13 protein-coding genes are annotated in these 15,656 nt (G+C 68.5%); all 13 read left to right on the forward strand.

The window, feature by feature from the left end:
• Positions 1-9: 9 nt before the first annotated feature.
• Entirely contained in the window at positions 10-1,716 is a 1,707-nt protein-coding gene (locus tag AC1PQG_RS09545) for an FAD-dependent oxidoreductase (protein WP_481122326.1), read from the forward strand.
• Positions 1,713-2,063: an NIPSNAP family protein gene (locus tag AC1PQG_RS09550; RefSeq protein ID WP_481122327.1), complete on the forward strand. Its 351-nt coding sequence runs from the start codon at positions 1,713-1,715 to the stop codon at positions 2,061-2,063. Before AC1PQG_RS09545 ends, AC1PQG_RS09550 begins: the two co-directional genes overlap by 4 nt.
• 3 nt (positions 2,064-2,066) lie before the next feature.
• Positions 2,067-2,843 carry an SDR family NAD(P)-dependent oxidoreductase gene (locus tag AC1PQG_RS09555; protein ID WP_481122328.1) on the forward strand — a complete coding sequence of 259 codons (777 nt, stop codon included), beginning with the start codon at positions 2,067-2,069 and terminating at the stop codon, positions 2,841-2,843.
• A gap of 127 nt (positions 2,844-2,970) precedes the next feature.
• The gene (locus AC1PQG_RS09560; protein ID WP_481122329.1) at positions 2,971-3,822 is read left to right on the forward strand and encodes a branched-chain amino acid ABC transporter permease; all 852 of its coding nucleotides are present in this window, start codon (positions 2,971-2,973) and stop codon (positions 3,820-3,822) included.
• The gene (locus tag AC1PQG_RS09565; protein WP_481122330.1) at positions 3,819-4,829 is read left to right on the forward strand and encodes a branched-chain amino acid ABC transporter permease; all 1,011 of its coding nucleotides are present in this window, start codon (positions 3,819-3,821) and stop codon (positions 4,827-4,829) included. Before AC1PQG_RS09560 ends, AC1PQG_RS09565 begins: the two co-directional genes overlap by 4 nt.
• Positions 4,826-5,545, forward strand: a complete 720-nt coding sequence (locus AC1PQG_RS09570; RefSeq protein ID WP_374486046.1) for an ABC transporter ATP-binding protein — start codon at positions 4,826-4,828, stop codon at positions 5,543-5,545. Before AC1PQG_RS09565 ends, AC1PQG_RS09570 begins: the two co-directional genes overlap by 4 nt.
• Positions 5,542-6,240, forward strand: coding sequence for an ABC transporter ATP-binding protein (locus AC1PQG_RS09575; protein WP_481122331.1), 699 nt, complete (start codon positions 5,542-5,544; stop codon positions 6,238-6,240). The genes AC1PQG_RS09570 and AC1PQG_RS09575 overlap by 4 nt, the downstream gene beginning before the upstream one ends.
• Positions 6,241-6,292: 52 nt before the next feature.
• On the forward strand, positions 6,293-7,492 hold the full coding sequence (locus tag AC1PQG_RS09580; RefSeq protein ID WP_481122332.1) for an ABC transporter substrate-binding protein: 1,200 nt from the start codon (positions 6,293-6,295) through the stop codon (positions 7,490-7,492).
• A 198-nt stretch (positions 7,493-7,690) separates the two neighbouring features.
• Positions 7,691-9,070 carry a porin gene (locus AC1PQG_RS09585; protein WP_481122333.1) on the forward strand — a complete coding sequence of 460 codons (1,380 nt, stop codon included), beginning with the start codon at positions 7,691-7,693 and terminating at the stop codon, positions 9,068-9,070.
• A gap of 242 nt (positions 9,071-9,312) precedes the next feature.
• Entirely contained in the window at positions 9,313-9,621 is a 309-nt protein-coding gene (locus AC1PQG_RS09590; protein ID WP_481122334.1) for a hypothetical protein, read from the forward strand.
• A gap of 9 nt (positions 9,622-9,630) precedes the next feature.
• On the forward strand, positions 9,631-11,694 hold the full coding sequence (locus AC1PQG_RS09595) for a TIR domain-containing protein (RefSeq protein ID WP_481122335.1): 2,064 nt from the start codon (positions 9,631-9,633) through the stop codon (positions 11,692-11,694).
• 11 nt (positions 11,695-11,705) lie between these two features.
• A complete protein-coding gene (locus AC1PQG_RS09600; RefSeq protein ID WP_481122336.1) occupies positions 11,706-14,804 on the forward strand; it encodes an nSTAND1 domain-containing NTPase in 3,099 nt (1,032 codons plus the stop codon).
• A gap of 129 nt (positions 14,805-14,933) precedes the next feature.
• Positions 14,934-15,563 carry a helix-turn-helix domain-containing protein gene (locus tag AC1PQG_RS09605; protein WP_481122337.1) on the forward strand — a complete coding sequence of 210 codons (630 nt, stop codon included), beginning with the start codon at positions 14,934-14,936 and terminating at the stop codon, positions 15,561-15,563.
• The last annotated feature ends 93 nt before the right edge of the window (positions 15,564-15,656 follow it).

Below are 15,656 nucleotides of genomic sequence, written 5' to 3' on the forward strand. Positions count from 1 at the left end.
GAGAGACGCATGAACGCACATCTCGACTGCGACCTGCTGGTCGTCGGTTCCGGCGCGGCCGGCCTCGCCACCGCGATCACCGCCCGCAAACGCGGCCTCGACGTCATCGTCATCGAGAAGGAACCCGTCTTCGGCGGCACCACGGCGCTGTCCGGCGGCGTGCTGTGGATTCCCCTCGGGCCGCACGGGCGCAAGCAGAACCCCCGCGACACCCGCGAGGCGGTCAGGACCTACCTGATGGCCGAGACCGGCCAGTACTACGACGAAGCCGCCGTCGATGCCTTTCTCGCCAACGGCCCGCAGATGGTCGAGTTCTTCGAGCGCGAGACCGCGATGCAGTTCGTCCCGACGCTCTACCCGGACTATCACCCGAAGGTGAAGGGCGGCGTCGAGATCGGCCGCTCCATCCTGGCGGCGCCCTTCGACATCCGTGGCCTCGGCGCGGACATGGCGCGCCTCAAGCTGCCGCTGAAGACCATCACCTTCATGGGGATGATGTTCAACTCGTCGAACGCCGACCTGAAGCACTTCTTCCAGGCCACCAAGTCGTTCACGTCCTTTGTGTACGTGGCGAAGCGCCTCGCCAACCACATGAAGGAGCTGGCCCTGTATCGCCGCGCCATCAACGTCACCAGCGGCAACGCGCTGGCCGCGCGGCTGGCCAAGTCGGCCCTCGACCTGGGCATCCCCATCCTCACCGACTCGCCGGCGCGGCAGATCCTGATGGAGCAGGGTAAGGCTGTCGGCGCATTGATCGGCGGCGCCAGCGGCGAGCGGCGCATCATCGCCCGGCATGGCGTGGTGCTGGCCTGCGGTGGCTTCCCGCATGACGTCAAGCGTATCGCCCAGGCCTATCCGCACCTGGCGCGGGGCGGTGAGCATCTGTCGCCGACGCCCCGAGGCAACACCGGCGACGGCGTGAACATGGCCGAGGCCGCCGGCGCCGCTGTGGACATCCGCTTCAAGGACACCTCGGCGTGGATGCCGGTCTCCCGCGTGCCCTACGGCAATGGTGAATTCGGCGTCTTCCCGCACCTGCTGGACCGCTACAAGCCCGGCATCATCGGCGTGCTGGCCAATGGCAAGCGCTTCACCAACGAGGCCGAGTCCTACCACGACGTCGGGGCGGCGTTGATCCGCGCCTGCGCTGGCCAGCCCGAAACCGCCATGTGGCTGATCTGCGACAAGCCGACCCTCGGCAAGTACGGCCTCGGCTTCGTCAAACCGGCGCCGATGCCCATCGGCCGCTTCATCAAGAACGGCTACCTGATCAAGGGCGACACGCTGGCCGAGCTGGCGCGCAATGCCGGCATCGACCCGGCCGGCCTCGAAGCCACCGTGCGCGACTACAACGTCGGCGCCGAACGCGGCGAGGACACCGCCTTCGGGCGCGGCAGCACCGCCTTCAACCGCTACTTGGCCGACCCGGACAACAAGCCCAATCCCTGTGTGGCGCCGGTCCGCCAGGGGCCGTTCTTCGCGGTCAAGGTGGTGATGGGCGACCTGGGCACCTTCGACGGCATCAAGACCAGCGTGGTCGGCGAGGTGCTGCGCCGCGACGGGGCGCCGATCGTCGGGCTGTACGCGGTCGGCAATGACCGGGCCAGCATCATGGGCGGCAACTACCCGGGCGCAGGCATCACCCACGGGCCGAACATGACCTTCGGCTTCATCACCGCCAACCACATCGCCGACCAGGCCGGGAGGGCCGCATGAATCCGCATTTCGATCCCGCTGCGCTGCCGCTCATCGACCACCGCATCTACACCATCCGGCTGCGCAAGATGAACGCTTTCCTGGAGGTCTTCGACCGGCTCGCGATGCCGATCCTCCTCGAAACCCTTGGCAACCCGCTCGGCGCGTACACCAGCCTGGTCGGGCCGCAGAACCAGTTCGTGCACCTGTGGGCCTATGCAGACCTGGCGGACTACGAACGCCGCAGCCGGGCGCGCGACACTCATCCAGATTTTCCGGCCTATCTGGCGGCGTCGGCGGACCTGATCGTCGCCCAGGAAACCCGGCTGGTCCGGCGGGCCGATCTCGCCACGATGCGGGGGCGCTGAGCCATGGCCACCGACCTGCAACGGGTTGCCATCGTCACCGGCGCGGCTGACGGCATCGGCTGGGCCACCGCGCAGGCCCTGGCCGCCGATGGCTGCCGGGTGGCGCTGGTGGATCTGCGCGAGGACCTCGTGCGGCAACGGGCCGATGAGCTGGGCGACGCGCACCGGGGCTACCGGGCCGATGTCTCCGTCGAGGCTGACGTGGACGCCGTGCTGCGCGCCGTCATCGAGGAATTCGGCCGCGTGGATGTGCTGGTGAACAACGCGGGCATTGGCGACCAGACCGTACCGACGCTGGAGCAGAGCGTCGAAGGCTTCGACCGGGTGCTCGCCATCAACCTGCGTGGCAGTTTCCTGTTCAGCCGTGCTGTGGCCAAGGTGATGGTGGAGCAGGGCGGCGGGGCGATCGTCAACCTCGCCTCCATTGCCGCCGTCGCCGGCATTCCTGGCCGCAACGCCTACGGTGCGGCCAAGGCCGGCATCGCGGCGATGACCCGCTCGATGGCCTGCGAGTGGGCCCGCCGCGGGGTCCGTGTCAATGCGGTGGCGCCTGGCTACGTGCGTACCGCTCTGATCGACGATCTGGAGCGGCGTGGCGCCTTCGACGCGGCCGCCATCGAGGCCCGCACGCCGCTGGGGCGGATGGCGCGCCCCGAGGAGATCGCCGAGGTCATCGCCTTTCTTGCCTCGCCACGGGCCAGCTACGTCACCGGCGCCACGTTACACGCCGACGGCGGCTGGCTGGCCTTCGGCGCCCCCGAGAACGCCCTCGGCCCCTGAGCCCGTCCCCACAACCCAAGGAGGAGAACACCACGTCCGCAACACGCCGGGACGGGGCGGGGATGCTTGCGTCCATCGCGTCCGCCACCCGGAGCAGAAAACCATCAATCCCACGGAGGAGAGACACGTGTTAAGCATCAATATCTTCAACGGGCTGGTCTATGGGGCGTTACTCGTCGTAATGTCCTCGGGCCTGGCCCTCATCTACGGGCTGCGCCGGGTGGTGAATTTCGCCCACGGTTCCCTGTACATGCTCGGCGCCTACCTGGGCTACACGGTGGCGTCCCATACCAACTTCTGGGTCGCCCAGGTGGCGGTGCCGCTGCTGATGGGCCTGCTCGGCCTGGCCCTCGACCGCTTCGCCTTCCGCCCGCTGCAGGACCGTGATCCGCTCACCGTCATCCTGGTCACCTTCGGCCTGCTGCTGGTCCTCGAGGATCTGGTGCAGACGGTGTGGGGCAAGAGCAACCTGTCGGTGCCGGCGCCGGATCTGCTGAGTGCCTCGGTGGACCTTTTCGGCATGTCGGTGCCGGCCTACCGCATCGCGGTGATCTTCTTCGGCCTGGTCGTGGCCGGCGCGCTGACCTTGTGGCTGCGCTATTCGAAGATGGGCCTGTTCGTGCGTGCCGCCAGCACTGAGCCGACCATCACCTCCATGCAGGGCGTCAATGTGGATCGCCTCAGCGGCCTGGTGGTGGCCGTCGGCACCGCGCTGGCCGGGCTGGCCGGCATCATCGCGGCGCCTTTCCTGTCCCTGTCGCCGTCGATGAGCAGCGACGTGATCATCGACTCCTTCGTGGTGGTGGTCACCGGTGGCCTCGGCAGCCTGTCCGGGGCCTTCGCCGCGGCGCTGCTGCTCGGCCAGGTGCAGGCCGTCGGCGCGGTCTATCTGCCCGAATTCGCCACTGTGCTGCCCTACGTGTTGATGATGGCTGTGCTGTTGTGGAGGCCGGCGGGTTTTGCCGGGAACCGCGTATGAGCCGCGAACTCACCAACGGGCGCATTGCCGGCGGGGTGGCGGTGGCACTCGCCGCGGGGGCCGTCGTGGCGCTCACCGTCACGTCGGAGACCGTGCTGTCCCTGCTGACTCAGGCCACCATCTTCGCGATCTTCGCCCTCGGCGTCGGCATCCTGCTGCGCCAGAACGGCATGATCAGCTTCGGCCACGCGGCCTTCTACGGGCTGGGCGGCTACGTGGTGGCGATCCTGCTGGAGCGCCAGCTGATGTCGGCCGAGATGGCGCTGGTCACGGCCTTCTTCGGGATCGCGCTGTTCGCCTTCCTGATCGGCTTCGTGGTGGTGCGGGTGCCGGGCATCGCCTTCGGCATGCTGACCCTGGCCCTCGGGCAGATGTTCTACCAGGTGGCGTCCCGCTCGCGGAACCTCACCGGCGGGGCGGACGGCATCAACATCCCGTGGCCCGACACCCTGTTTGGCCTCGACATCTCGCTGCTGACCCGCCAGGACGCGATGTTCTACTTCGCGTGGAGCGGCCTGGTGCTGAGCATCGGCATCGTCGCCGCGCTGATGGCGAGCCGCTTCGGCGCCACCACCGAGGCCATCCGCGACAACGAGGAGCGGGCCCGCTTCATCGGCATCCAGACCCTGCTGCCGCGGGTGCTGATCTTCGCCCTGTCGGGCACCGTGACGGCGCTGGCCGGCCTGATGTCGGCCTTCCAGACCGCCTTCGTGTCCCCCGAGAGCATGCACTGGAGCGTCTCCGGCACGGCGCTGATGATGGTCATCATCGGCGGCTACCGCTACCTGTGGGGCCCGGCCCTCGGCGCCATCGTGTTCTTCATGAGCCGCGACCTGGTGGGCGACTTCGCCCAGCACTGGCTGGCCATCTTCGGCGTAGCGCTGATTGTCGTCATCGTCTTCGCGCCCCAGGGCATCAGCGGTGCGCTGGCCCGCCTGTTCCGGCGCAAGGCCGTCGTGCCCCAGGCCACACCGGCTGTCATCCACAAACTGAAGGAGCGGACATGAGCGCACTTTCCCTCGAAGTCGAAGACGTGGCGGTCCACTACGGTGGCGTCAAAGCTGTGGATGGGGTGTCCATCAGCATTCCGCCCGGCGAGGTGCGCGGCCTCATCGGCCCCAACGGCGCCGGCAAGTCCACCATCATCGACGCCATCACCGGGCGGCGCCCGCCGACCCGCGGCCGGGTCCGCCTGCGCGGCGAGGACGTCACCGCCCTTGGCGCGCTGGAGCGCCGCCGCCGCGGCCTGTCACGCTCCTTCCAGCGCACCAGCATCTTTCATGGCATGAAGGTCGGTGCGCAGGTGGAGTTGGCGTCGTGGAAGATCGGCGCCGACAAACCTGAGGCCGACGCCCGCGAAGTGCTGCGCCAGCTCGACCTGCTCGACATGGCCCAGGTGACCGCCAGCGATCTGGGCTACGGCGAGCAGCGCCGCCTCGACCTTGCCCTGGCGCTGGTCGGCCAGCCCTCGCTGTTGCTCCTCGACGAGCCGATGGCGGGCCTGTCTGCGCAGGAGTCGGAAGACCTGGCGCACCACCTCAAGGTGCTCACCGGGCGTCGCGAGGTGTCGATCCTCCTCGTCGAACACGACATGGACGTGGTGTTCGGCATTTCCAACGCCGTCACCGTGATGGAGCTCGGTCGCGTCATCGCCAGCGGCGCGCCGGCCGAGGTACGCGCCCATCCCCGTGTGCGGGAAGCCTACCTGGGGAGCGCCGCATGAGCACGCTGCTGAAATTCGAGCGGGTCAATGCCTTCTACGGCGCCGCCCACATCCTGCACGACATGAGCCTGGAGATCGCCGCCGGCGAGCGGGTGGCGCTGATCGGCCGCAACGGGGTCGGCAAGACCACCTGCGTGAACACCTTGCTCGGGGTGGCCAGCCTGCGCGGCGGCAGCATCGCAATCGGCGGCAGCGGCCTCAAGAAACCGCGCCCCTACGTGGCGGCCGGCCTCGGCGTGGCGGTGGTGCCCCAGGGGCGCGGCATCGTCGCCAACCTGAGCGTCGAGGAGAACCTGATCCTCGGCACTGCCGCCGGGCGCAAGGGGCACTGGACCGTCCCGCGCATCTACGAGCTGTTCCCGATCCTGCGCGAGCGCGCCCATACGCCGGGCACCGCGCTGTCCGGCGGCCAGCAGCAGATGCTGGCGATCGGCCGGGCGCTGATGTCGAACCCGGCGCTGGTGATCCTCGACGAGCCGACCGAAGGCCTCGCGCCGGTGATCGTCGACCAGCTGGCGACCATCTTCAACCAGGTGGCCGACCTGGGCACGGCGCTGCTGCTCATCGAGCAGAACCTCAGCCTGGTGGAGCGGGTGGCCCATCGCTACTACGCGATGGCCAAAGGCGCGGTGATCGGCCAGGGGGCGGTGAACGCCGCCGTAATGCACGAACTCAAGGAACACGTGGTCGCCTGAACGGCCGCGTATCCCTCGCAATGCATCCAGCACAACAACAGAGGAGACACCCATGAAGAAGAGCATCAACCTGTTCGGCAAGACCTGCATCGCCCTCGCCGTCGGCGCGCTCGCGCCCCTCGGCGCCCACGCCGCGGTGGACAAGGAGCCGCTGCGCATCGGCGCGGTCAGCTCGGTGTCCGGCGTGTTCGCCCAGCAGGGCGAGGAGGTGCTGCGCGGCATCCAGTTCGCGGCGGAAGAGGCCAACCGCAAGGGCGGCGTGGACGGGCGGCAGGTCGCCGTTCAGGTCGCCGACGACGAGAGCACGCCGGAGGCCGGCCGCCGCGTGGCCGAGAAGCTGGCGCGGGACGGCAACAACCTGCTGATCGGCGCCATCCCGACGTCCATCTCCCAGGCCATCTCCCAGAACCTGGAGCGCTGGAACGCCCTGTACGTGGTCGTCGCCAGCAAGGGCGACCGGCTCACCGGCGAGGCCTGCAAGCCGCGCATGTTCCGCACCAACCACTCCGACGCGATGGACATGGCGATGTTCACCGAGTGGATGAAGGGCGTGAAGGAGAAGAACTTCGCGGTCATTGCCGCCGACTACGCCTGGGGCCGCGACTCGGCGGAGTTCTTCGCCAAGCAGGCCAAGTCCCTCGGCAAGAGCGTCCCGGTCAGCCTGTTTCCGCCCCTCGGCACCAAGGACTTCGCCCCCTACATCGCGCAGATCAAGGATGCCCCCAACGTGGACGGCATTTGGGTGGCGCTGGCTGGTCGCGACCTGATCGCCTTCACCAAGCAGGCCAAGGAGTTCGGCCTGACCAGCAAGCGCATCATCGGCCACGCCGCGATCATGGACTTCGTGGTCAAGGCCACCGGTGACGCCACGAAGGGCGTGTGGGGCAACATCGGCTACGGCGCCGAGATCGACACGCCGGCCAACCAAGCCTTCGTGGCGGCCTGGAAGGCCAAGTACAAGCGCGTGCCCACCGAGAACGAGGGCCAGGCCTACAACGGCGCGCAGGCGATCTTCGAGGGTGTGCGCAAGGCCGGCAGCGTCAAGCCGGCCGACGTAGCTGCCGCGCTACGCGGGCTAAGCTACGACAGCGTGTACGGCAAGGTCAGCATGCGCGCCGAGGACAACCAGCTGGTGCTGCCGAGCTACATCGGCCAGGTCAAGGTGGTGGACGGCCAGCCGCGCCCGGTCATCGAAAAGCGCTACGACGTGGCCCTGGTGCCCGCGCCCAACGGCAGCTGCAAGCTGAAGTAAGCCAGCTCGCTGGGCAATAGCGCCGCCGGTATCTCCGGCGGCATCCCAACCGGCACCCGTTCGCGGTGCCGGCCTGAATCCACCCAATCCATTTCCGCATCGCCCCTGACCGGGCGAGGGGGGCGTTTGTTCGCGATTTTTCGCCGGTACGGAGCCGGCCCCCGCCTTTCACCCACACGACACAAGGAGGAGACAAGAATGCACAAATACAAGATCAGCCACTTCCGCCACACCTGCCTGGCCCTCAGCATCGCCGCGGCCTGCGCCGGCAGCAGCACCGCAATGGCCGGCGAGCAGGAACTGCAGGCCCAGATCGACCTTCTGGCCAAGCAGTTGCAGGCCTTGCAGACCCAGCTCGCCGAGCAGAAGGCGGTGCCGGCGCCAGCCGCAGTGGCGAGCGGTGGCGAGGCCGCCAGCGGCCCTGGGCGCTTCCGCTTCAGCGTGTCAGGCACCCTCGACGCTGCCCTCGGCAGCCAGGGCAACGTGGCGCCCGGCAATGCGGCCTCGCAGGGGCAGACCACCAAGTTCTTCAACGCCGGGCTGGCCACCAGCAACCTGGCCTTTACCGGCTCCACCGAGCTCAGCGACGGGCTGACGGCGCTGTTCAAGCTGGACACTGAGCTGCTGACCTCCACCGGAGCCAATCTGGTGTCGGCCAGCGGGCAGATCGCCCCGTCGAGCTACAACGCCGGCAATGGCAGTGGTGTGGTCTTCAACCGGGCGGCCTACGTGGGCTTGGCCGGGCGCTACGGTACGCTGACCCTCGGCCGCCAGCAGACCGTGGCGGTGGACGCGGTGGTGAAGGTGGAGGCCTCCAACTTCACCAACTTCTTCATGTCCTCGGCCTACGGCGCGTGGGGCCTGGGCAATGCGATCTACGGCCAGGGCCTGCTCAACACCGCCGCCGGCAAGTACTCGCCCGGCGTCGCCAACAACCTGGATTCCCGCGACAACGCGGTGATCAAGTACACCAGCCCGGTCATCGGCGGCGCGCGCCTGATCGCCGGCTACAGCCCCGGCGCGATCGCCGGCAGCGGCTCGATGGGGAGCAAGGCGGCGCTGGGCGCCACCTACGACGTGGGCAGCCTGAGCGTCGGCGGCTCCTACACCGAATGGCATCCGGTGGACGTGCTCACCAACCAGGACGCCCGCTACCGCCTCGGCAACTTCGGCGTCGCCTACCGCATTGGCGACCTCAGCCTGCGCGCCGCGATGGGGCACACCGCGCTGCCGGCCGTCACCGTGAAGGACACCACCAACACCAACGTCACGTATTCCGCGGCCGATGCGTCGGTGAAGAGCGTCGGTGCCATCTACTCACTCAATCCGCGGCTCGACCTGATGCTGTCCTACTACATCAAGCGCTACGACATTGCAGACGGCAACAAGCCGCGTGTGGACACCCTCGGCGTCGGCGCCACCTGGCTGCTGTACAAGAATGCCAAGCTCTACGCCCTGTTCGACAACGCCCATTCCCGCGGCGACAACGGCGCCAACCAGACCCTCGGCGGCCACAGCTCGGCCAACGCGGTGGCGATGGGCTTCTCGTACGCCTTCAACGCGGACCTGCTGCGCTGACGGTGTCGTAGCCCGGTGCGGGGGCGGGCGGATGAGCTGCAGCGAAGCCGCTCGCCCCCGCACCGGGCCAGGCAGGCCCGGCTTCCCGGATGTGACTTTGTGGGCCTTGCGGCGGCGAGGCCCTGCGCCGACAAGCGCAGTATTCCTTGGACTTCCGTTCCCCCGCACCATATAAAAAGAAGTGACGCATCGAGTCCGAGGCCGTGTATGCCATGAAGCACCGCGATCTGCTCGTTTTGCTTATGACTTTTGCCGCGGGACTGTGCTGGTCGGCGAGCGCTCATGCGTACTGCACGACGCGGGAGCGTATCCAGCTGCGCAACGAGGGCGTGCCGCCGCTGGAGATCGACCGCCTGTGCGGCGTGCCGCAGCAGCAACAGGCGCTGCCCCAGCCACCGCTGCGCCCCATGCCACCGATGCAGCAGCGCCGGCCGATGGCCACCGTCTGCGCCACCAGTGCCGGGCCTTGTCCGATGACGGTCGGAATGCCGGTCGGGGCGGCCTGCGCCTGCTACACCCCGTGGGGAGCAGTGCCCGGTGTGGCGCGCTAGGGGCGGACCATGGCCGACATCTTCCTGAGCTACGCGCATCCTGACCGGGCGCGGGTCGAAGCCCTGGCCAAAGTGCTGTCCGAGCATTTCTCGGTGTGGTGGGACGCCGACCTTGACGCGGCGAGCACCTGGCGCAGCGAGCTCGAGGAGCAGATCGACGGCGCCCGCTGCGTCGTCGTGCTGTGGACCGAGGCGGCGCGGGCCAGCGATTTCGTGCGTTCAGAGGCGAGCCGGGCGGCCCAGCGGCGTGCGCTGCTGCAGGTCTGCCTGGACGGGGACGGCGTGCCCCTCGGTTTCACCGAATCCCAATGGCTGGACTTGCGCGCCTGGGCGAGAGACCCGGCCGATCCGCTGTTGCGCGACAACTTCGTGGTGCCCATCGAGAAGCGCGTGCGCGGTGCCCGTTCGGCCTTGCTGGTCGGCGTGGACGCCTACGCCCACGCGACGGGTTTTCCGGTGCCGGCCACCGCGTCGGCCAATGTGGACGCGCTGCGCGACGTGCTGGGCAAGGAGGACGCGCACTTCGAGATCGAGTGTCTGCTCAACCCGGAAAAGACGGCGCTGATGAAGAGCCTGCAGAAGGTCTTCAAGGATGCGCTGCCCAACGACACGGTGCTGTTCTACTACTGCGGCCATGCCAAGCTGTCGGCTCGCGGCGACCTCTACCTGTGCCCCAACGATTCGGAGCTGGACTACCTGGATGCGACGGCGATCTCGATGGAGTGGATCGCCAAGCGGGCCCTCAACGAGAGTGCCGCCGGCCAGCTGGTGATCATGCTCGACTGCCTCTTCAGCCTGACGCCGGAGGCCAGCGGGCAGGTGGACATCCCGTCCATCCTGGTGGCCAACCTGGGCCAGGGGCAGGGCAAGTACCTGCTGTCCGGCTGCACGGTGACTGACCGGGACGTGGCCGAGAAGGGGAGTGCGGTGTCGCGCATGGTGCGCTGGTTCGTGCATGGCGTGACGACCTTCGACGCGGATGACGGCGACAGTATCCTCACCGCCGACGAGATCTGCCGCTACGTGCAGGCCCGCATCGATGCCGAGGCGCCCGACCTGAAGGCGATCAGCAAGGGCTTCAACACCAATTCGAGCCGCGGCGAGATCGCCCGCCGCACCGCCGCGGCGCCGACGGCCACCGCGCTGCGCGGCAACCGGGAGTTCTTCCTGGCCATCCGCGGCTGCCTCGATGAAGGGCGGCTGGTGCCGCTGGTCGGCGATGGGGTGTTCGGCAGCGGCCCGCTGAGTTCCTTCCGGCTGGTCAGTGCGCTGATCCAGACCGCCGGGCTGGAGGCCGGCATGCGCATCGACGAGCGCTATCCGCTGGCGACTGCCGCCGAATACCTGCTGCTGGTCTTCGGCGGCGAGCGCGGCGCCTTCCTCAGGCGCCTCACCGCCGTGTTGCAGGAGCAGAGCCAGAGTCTGGTGCTGACCGGCACGCACCGTTTCCTGGCCGCGATGACGAGCCCATGGATCGTCGTGTCGGCCAGCTACGACTGGGTCTTCGAGAACCTGCTGGAGGAGTCGGGCCTGCCGTTCACAGTGGTGACCCACATCCTCAGCGCCGAGGACGACGAACTGGACGGCCGCCTGCTGGTGATCCGCCGCGGCGGGCAGACGCCGGGCGTGGAGGTGAAGCTGGCCGACAACTGGCTGCTGTCCGACCTGGGCGAGCATGGCGACCGCATCATCTACAAGATCGTCGGCTCGCCGTTCGCCAACGCGCTGGCCGATCCACGCTCGGGCATCGACACGGTGGTCATCACCGAGAGCGACCACGTGACCTTCCTCGGCCGCCTGGAGAACGAGCACACCAAGCCGCCGAGCGCCTTCTCGCGGCGCCTGCAGAAGAGCGCGCTGCTGTTCCTCGGCTACAACCTGGACGTGTGGCATTACCGCCTCGTCGGGCACATCTTCAGCAGCGAGGGGCAGGTCCGGCCGCGGCGGCGCTACGCGGTGCGCACCGCGGTGTCGCCGATCGAGGAGCGCTTCTGGGCCCAGCTGGTGGCCGCCGAGGACCGCCTGCAGTCCGACTGCGACGCCTTCGTGCAGACCCTCGGCCAGTTCAAGTAGGAGACGGCGCCATGTCCAGCAGGCCGAAAGCGGCTGTTTCCGACGATGGCAGCGAGCCCTACGTCGGGTTGAAGCCTTACAGCGAAGCCGAGCGGGACCTTTTCTTCGGCCGCGAGCGCGATGCGCAGCTGCTCATCAACAAACTGTTCTCCCATCCGCTGACGCTGCTCTACGCACCGTCCGGCGTCGGCAAGACCTCCCTGCTGCGGGCGCTGGTGATTCCCGAGCTGGCCGCCGAGGAAGCCCAGGTGGTCTATGTGGACCGCTGGAGTGGCGCCGATCCCTGTGCGACGGTCGCCGAGGCGATTGCGACGGTCGATCGCGCGCTGGGTGCCGCCCAGCTGACGGAGGCCGCCAGGGTGCGCCTGCAGGCCGATGGGCGCACGCTGGTGCTGATCCTCGACCAGTTCGAGGAATACCTGCAGCGCCATGCGGGCGAACTGGGGCTGCTGCCGGCGGCCATCGGCGCGCTGCTCAGGGCGTCCCTCGATGTGCGCGTGGTGCTGTCCTTCCGCGAGGAGTTCCTGGCCAGCGTGGATGCCTGCCTGCGCGACCACGTGCTGTCCCTCTTCGCGTCCACCTTCCACCTGGAGCATCTCAACCGGGAGCAGGCGGCCGAGGCGATCCGCGCGCCGGTGCTGAAGTGCGGCGGCACCTGCGACGAGCTGCTGGTGAGCCAGCTGCTCGACGACCTGATGCCCGGCGACGGGCCCCGCGCGGGCCGGCGGCTGTTCGACGGCGGCATCGAGCTGCCCATCCTGCAGCTGATCTGCCGTCGCCTGTGGCTGGTGGCGCGGGCGGCGGGGATACGCGGCCTGCGCCTGCAGGACTACCGGGCCCTTGGCGGGCGGGGCGGCATCATCTCGGTCTATCTGGAAGAGGTTGTCGGCAACTTCGGCTTCTTCTTGTTCCACGACGCGGCCAAGGTCCTCAAGGCGCTGGCACCGCGCAGCGGCGTGAAGATCGCCTATCCGGTGGAAGCCCTGCAGGCCCAGGCGCGGGTGCGGGCTGCGCGGGTGCGGCGCGTGCTCGGCGTGCTGGAGCGGCATCGCATCGTGCGGACCCGCGAGGGCAGCGGCGGCGTGAGCTACGAGCTGCAGCACGATGCCTTCATCGACATCATCCGGCCGTGGGTGGACCGCTACTTCCTGCGCCGACAGCGTGTTTTCGGGGGGCTCGCGGCCTGCGTGCTGGTACTGGGCTTCGGCATCAATGCCTGGCTGTGGCGCCAGGAGCTGCGCCGTGGCGATGCCAGGCGGGAAGCTGCCGAGCTGACCGACAGGATAGATGTGGATACCCGCCAGACACTGGAGGCGGCCCTCGCGCTGGCGCGTCGGGTGGACGACCGCAATGTGCGCAGCACGCTGCGCCTGGCCGTCGCCAACTTCCTGCAGAGCCCGGCCCTGCTGCCTCACCAGGGGGCGGCCAATGGCGTGGTGTTCAGCCGCGACGGCCGCTGGGTGTTGAGTGCCGGCGACGATGGTGAAGCGCACCTGGTGAACCGCCGGACGCTGGCGGTGGCGGCACGGGTGAAGCATGGCGGGCCGGTGGTGGCGGTGGCGGCAGGCGCCGATGGGCGGCGCTTCCTGTCTGCCGGGCGGGACGGCGTGCTGCGGGTATGGGACGAGGCTGGCCGCGACCTGATGCACTGCGGCGGCGACGGTGGCGCCCCGTGGGTGGATGCCGATCTGAGCCGGGACGGCACGCGGGCGGTCGGCATCCGCGAAGACGGCAAGGGTGGGGCGGAACTGCTGCTGGTGCCGGTGGCCGAGCCCTGCGCGATGACGCGCCTGTCCGGGCACTTCGGCAATGTGGGGTCGGCGGTGTTCGACGAAGGCGGCGGACGGGTGCTGTCCTTTGGCAACAATGACAACACGGCCCGCCTGTGGAATGCGGCCACCGGCACCTTGCTGGCGACCCTGACCCATCCGGACGAAGTCCTGTCGGCCAGCTTCTCGGGCGATGGCCGGGAGGTGGCGGTGGCCGTGGCGAACGGGGAGATCTACCGGTGGACCACCCGCGGGCACGTGATCGGCCGGCCGCTGGAGATCCCGGTGCCGTCCGGCCTGCCACCGGTGTTGCCGACGGCCGCCCGCCACAGCCCGGACGGCAAGCGTCTGGCGGTGGCCGGCTCGGACGGGCAGATCTACCTGTGGACGTTGGGGGAGGGCGAGGCACCACCGCCCAAACCACCGCTCCATCTTGACGGCATTCATGCCGGCGGTGCGCTGGGCGTTGCCTTCAGTGCCGACGGTACGCGGCTGGTGTCCTTCGGTGTGGACGACACGGTGCGCGTGTGGGACGATCCCTTCGAATTCCGGGCGCGGGAGTTCCGCGGCCACAGTCAGGGGGTGCGTGCGGCGGTGTTTGCGCCGGATGGGCAGCATCTGGCGAGCGCCGGCGCCGACGGGGCCGTGCGCCTGTGGCGCCTGCAGGGCCTGGACTTCCTGACACCGGCGGGCAACGGGCTGATTCTCAGCAGCGCCGGGAGGTACAGCTTCCGGCTGGCCAGCGGGCAGCTCTTCGAAACTTCGCTGCCGGAGCAGTTGCGCGACCTGCTGGGCAAGGGCGAGAGTGTGCGCTCGGCGGTTTTCAGCCGGGACGAGTCGCTGCTGGCGCTCGGGCTGACCGACGGTCGCTTGCGCCTGATCCGCAGTGCCGACGGCCGGACCCTGTTCGAGAGCGACGATGCGGATGGGCCGATCTTCGCACTGGCCTTCGATCAGGACGGTCGTCGCCTGGCCAGCGGTGGTTCCGACGGACGGCTGCGCCGCTACGAGGTGCGCGCGCTGCGTGCCGACCACAGCGGCATTCCAGCCCATGCGGGACCGGTGATGAGCGTGGACATCAGCCCGGACGGCTCCTTGCTGGTGAGCACCGGGGCCGATGGCGCGGCGCGCGTGTGGGCCTGGAACGGCGGCAAGACACCGCTCAGTACGCTGGAAGGTGAAGCCGACCGGGTGCGGGACGCCCGTTTCAGCGCGGATGGCAGGCGCATCATCAAGCGCAACGGCGACCGGATCACACCGTTCGACGGCGAGGCCTGGGCGCGCTCCGATCAGGAACTGACGGGCTTCGCGCTGAAGCTGCTCGACGCCGGGGCACCGTGAGAAGATCTGCAATAAGTTTCACTTGCTGTGTATTTGGTAAATTTTGCAAAAAAACATTTAAATCTACAAAATCAACAAAACTCGTTTAGAATACGCCCATCGAATGCCCAATGAGACACGTGACGCGTAATGATTGCCGAGACGATTTCGAGCCAGACCTGTTCGACCCGCGATGCGGCCAATCTGCTCGGTATCAGTGTGCGCACAGCCCAGCTTTGGGTGGAGGAGGGGCGCCTGCAAGCCTGGAAAACGCCGGGAGGACACCGGCGAATCCTGGTTGAGTCTGTCGACCGGCTGCTGCTTGAGCAGCGCTGCGCCGGCATTCATACCCCCGTGCCCTTTGGCATGCTGATCGTCATGAACGGCGAGAAGGAGCGCCAGGCGTTGCACGGGGGCCTCGGCGAGTTGTTGCCGGAGTGCCTGGTGACATCCACGGCCTGTCCCTACGACGGGCTGCTGCGTGTCGGAGAGATGGCACCGGACGTTGTCGTCATGGATTGGCGTGTCGGCGGGCTCGACGCCGCCCGCATGGCCCAGGTGCTGCTTGGCCGGGCACGCAAGCCACAGATGCTGGTTGTGGTGCTGGTGGCCTCGGACCGGGCGCGGGATGAGGCCCGTACGCAGCTGCCTGAGGCGGTCGTACTGGTGGATGCGCCGGTGAATGGTGAAGGTCTGGCCGCGACCGTTCGTACTTTCCTGGGAAGCAACGGCCGCCGGCGGGGTGCATTGCCGGCCAGCCGGCTGGAGGCCGTGTTGTAGCCGTGCCAATCCTCGAAGGGTGATCTCCTTGTCATGAAGCCGACATGGCGACAGGTGAGCGGCAGCTTTCCGACATAGCCGCGGGGCAGGAGC

This window comes from Zoogloea sp. GDB6, assembly GCF_056724105.1.

Coding starts and splice junctions, on each gene's coding strand:
- AC1PQG_RS09585 (WP_481122333.1), top strand. CDS start 7,691: ATGCACAAATACAAGATCAGCCACTTCCGCCACACCTGCCTGGCCCTC.
- AC1PQG_RS09555 (WP_481122328.1), top strand. CDS start 2,067: ATGGCCACCGACCTGCAACGGGTTGCCATCGTCACCGGCGCGGCTGAC.
- AC1PQG_RS09565 (WP_481122330.1), top strand. CDS start 3,819: ATGAGCCGCGAACTCACCAACGGGCGCATTGCCGGCGGGGTGGCGGTG.
- AC1PQG_RS09545 (WP_481122326.1), top strand. CDS start 10: ATGAACGCACATCTCGACTGCGACCTGCTGGTCGTCGGTTCCGGCGCG.
- AC1PQG_RS09595 (WP_481122335.1), top strand. CDS start 9,631: ATGGCCGACATCTTCCTGAGCTACGCGCATCCTGACCGGGCGCGGGTC.
- AC1PQG_RS09575 (WP_481122331.1), top strand. CDS start 5,542: ATGAGCACGCTGCTGAAATTCGAGCGGGTCAATGCCTTCTACGGCGCC.
- AC1PQG_RS09590 (WP_481122334.1), top strand. CDS start 9,313: ATGACTTTTGCCGCGGGACTGTGCTGGTCGGCGAGCGCTCATGCGTAC.
- AC1PQG_RS09580 (WP_481122332.1), top strand. CDS start 6,293: ATGAAGAAGAGCATCAACCTGTTCGGCAAGACCTGCATCGCCCTCGCC.
- AC1PQG_RS09570 (WP_374486046.1), top strand. CDS start 4,826: ATGAGCGCACTTTCCCTCGAAGTCGAAGACGTGGCGGTCCACTACGGT.
- AC1PQG_RS09550 (WP_481122327.1), top strand. CDS start 1,713: ATGAATCCGCATTTCGATCCCGCTGCGCTGCCGCTCATCGACCACCGC.
- AC1PQG_RS09605 (WP_481122337.1), top strand. CDS start 14,934: ATGATTGCCGAGACGATTTCGAGCCAGACCTGTTCGACCCGCGATGCG.
- AC1PQG_RS09600 (WP_481122336.1), top strand. CDS start 11,706: ATGTCCAGCAGGCCGAAAGCGGCTGTTTCCGACGATGGCAGCGAGCCC.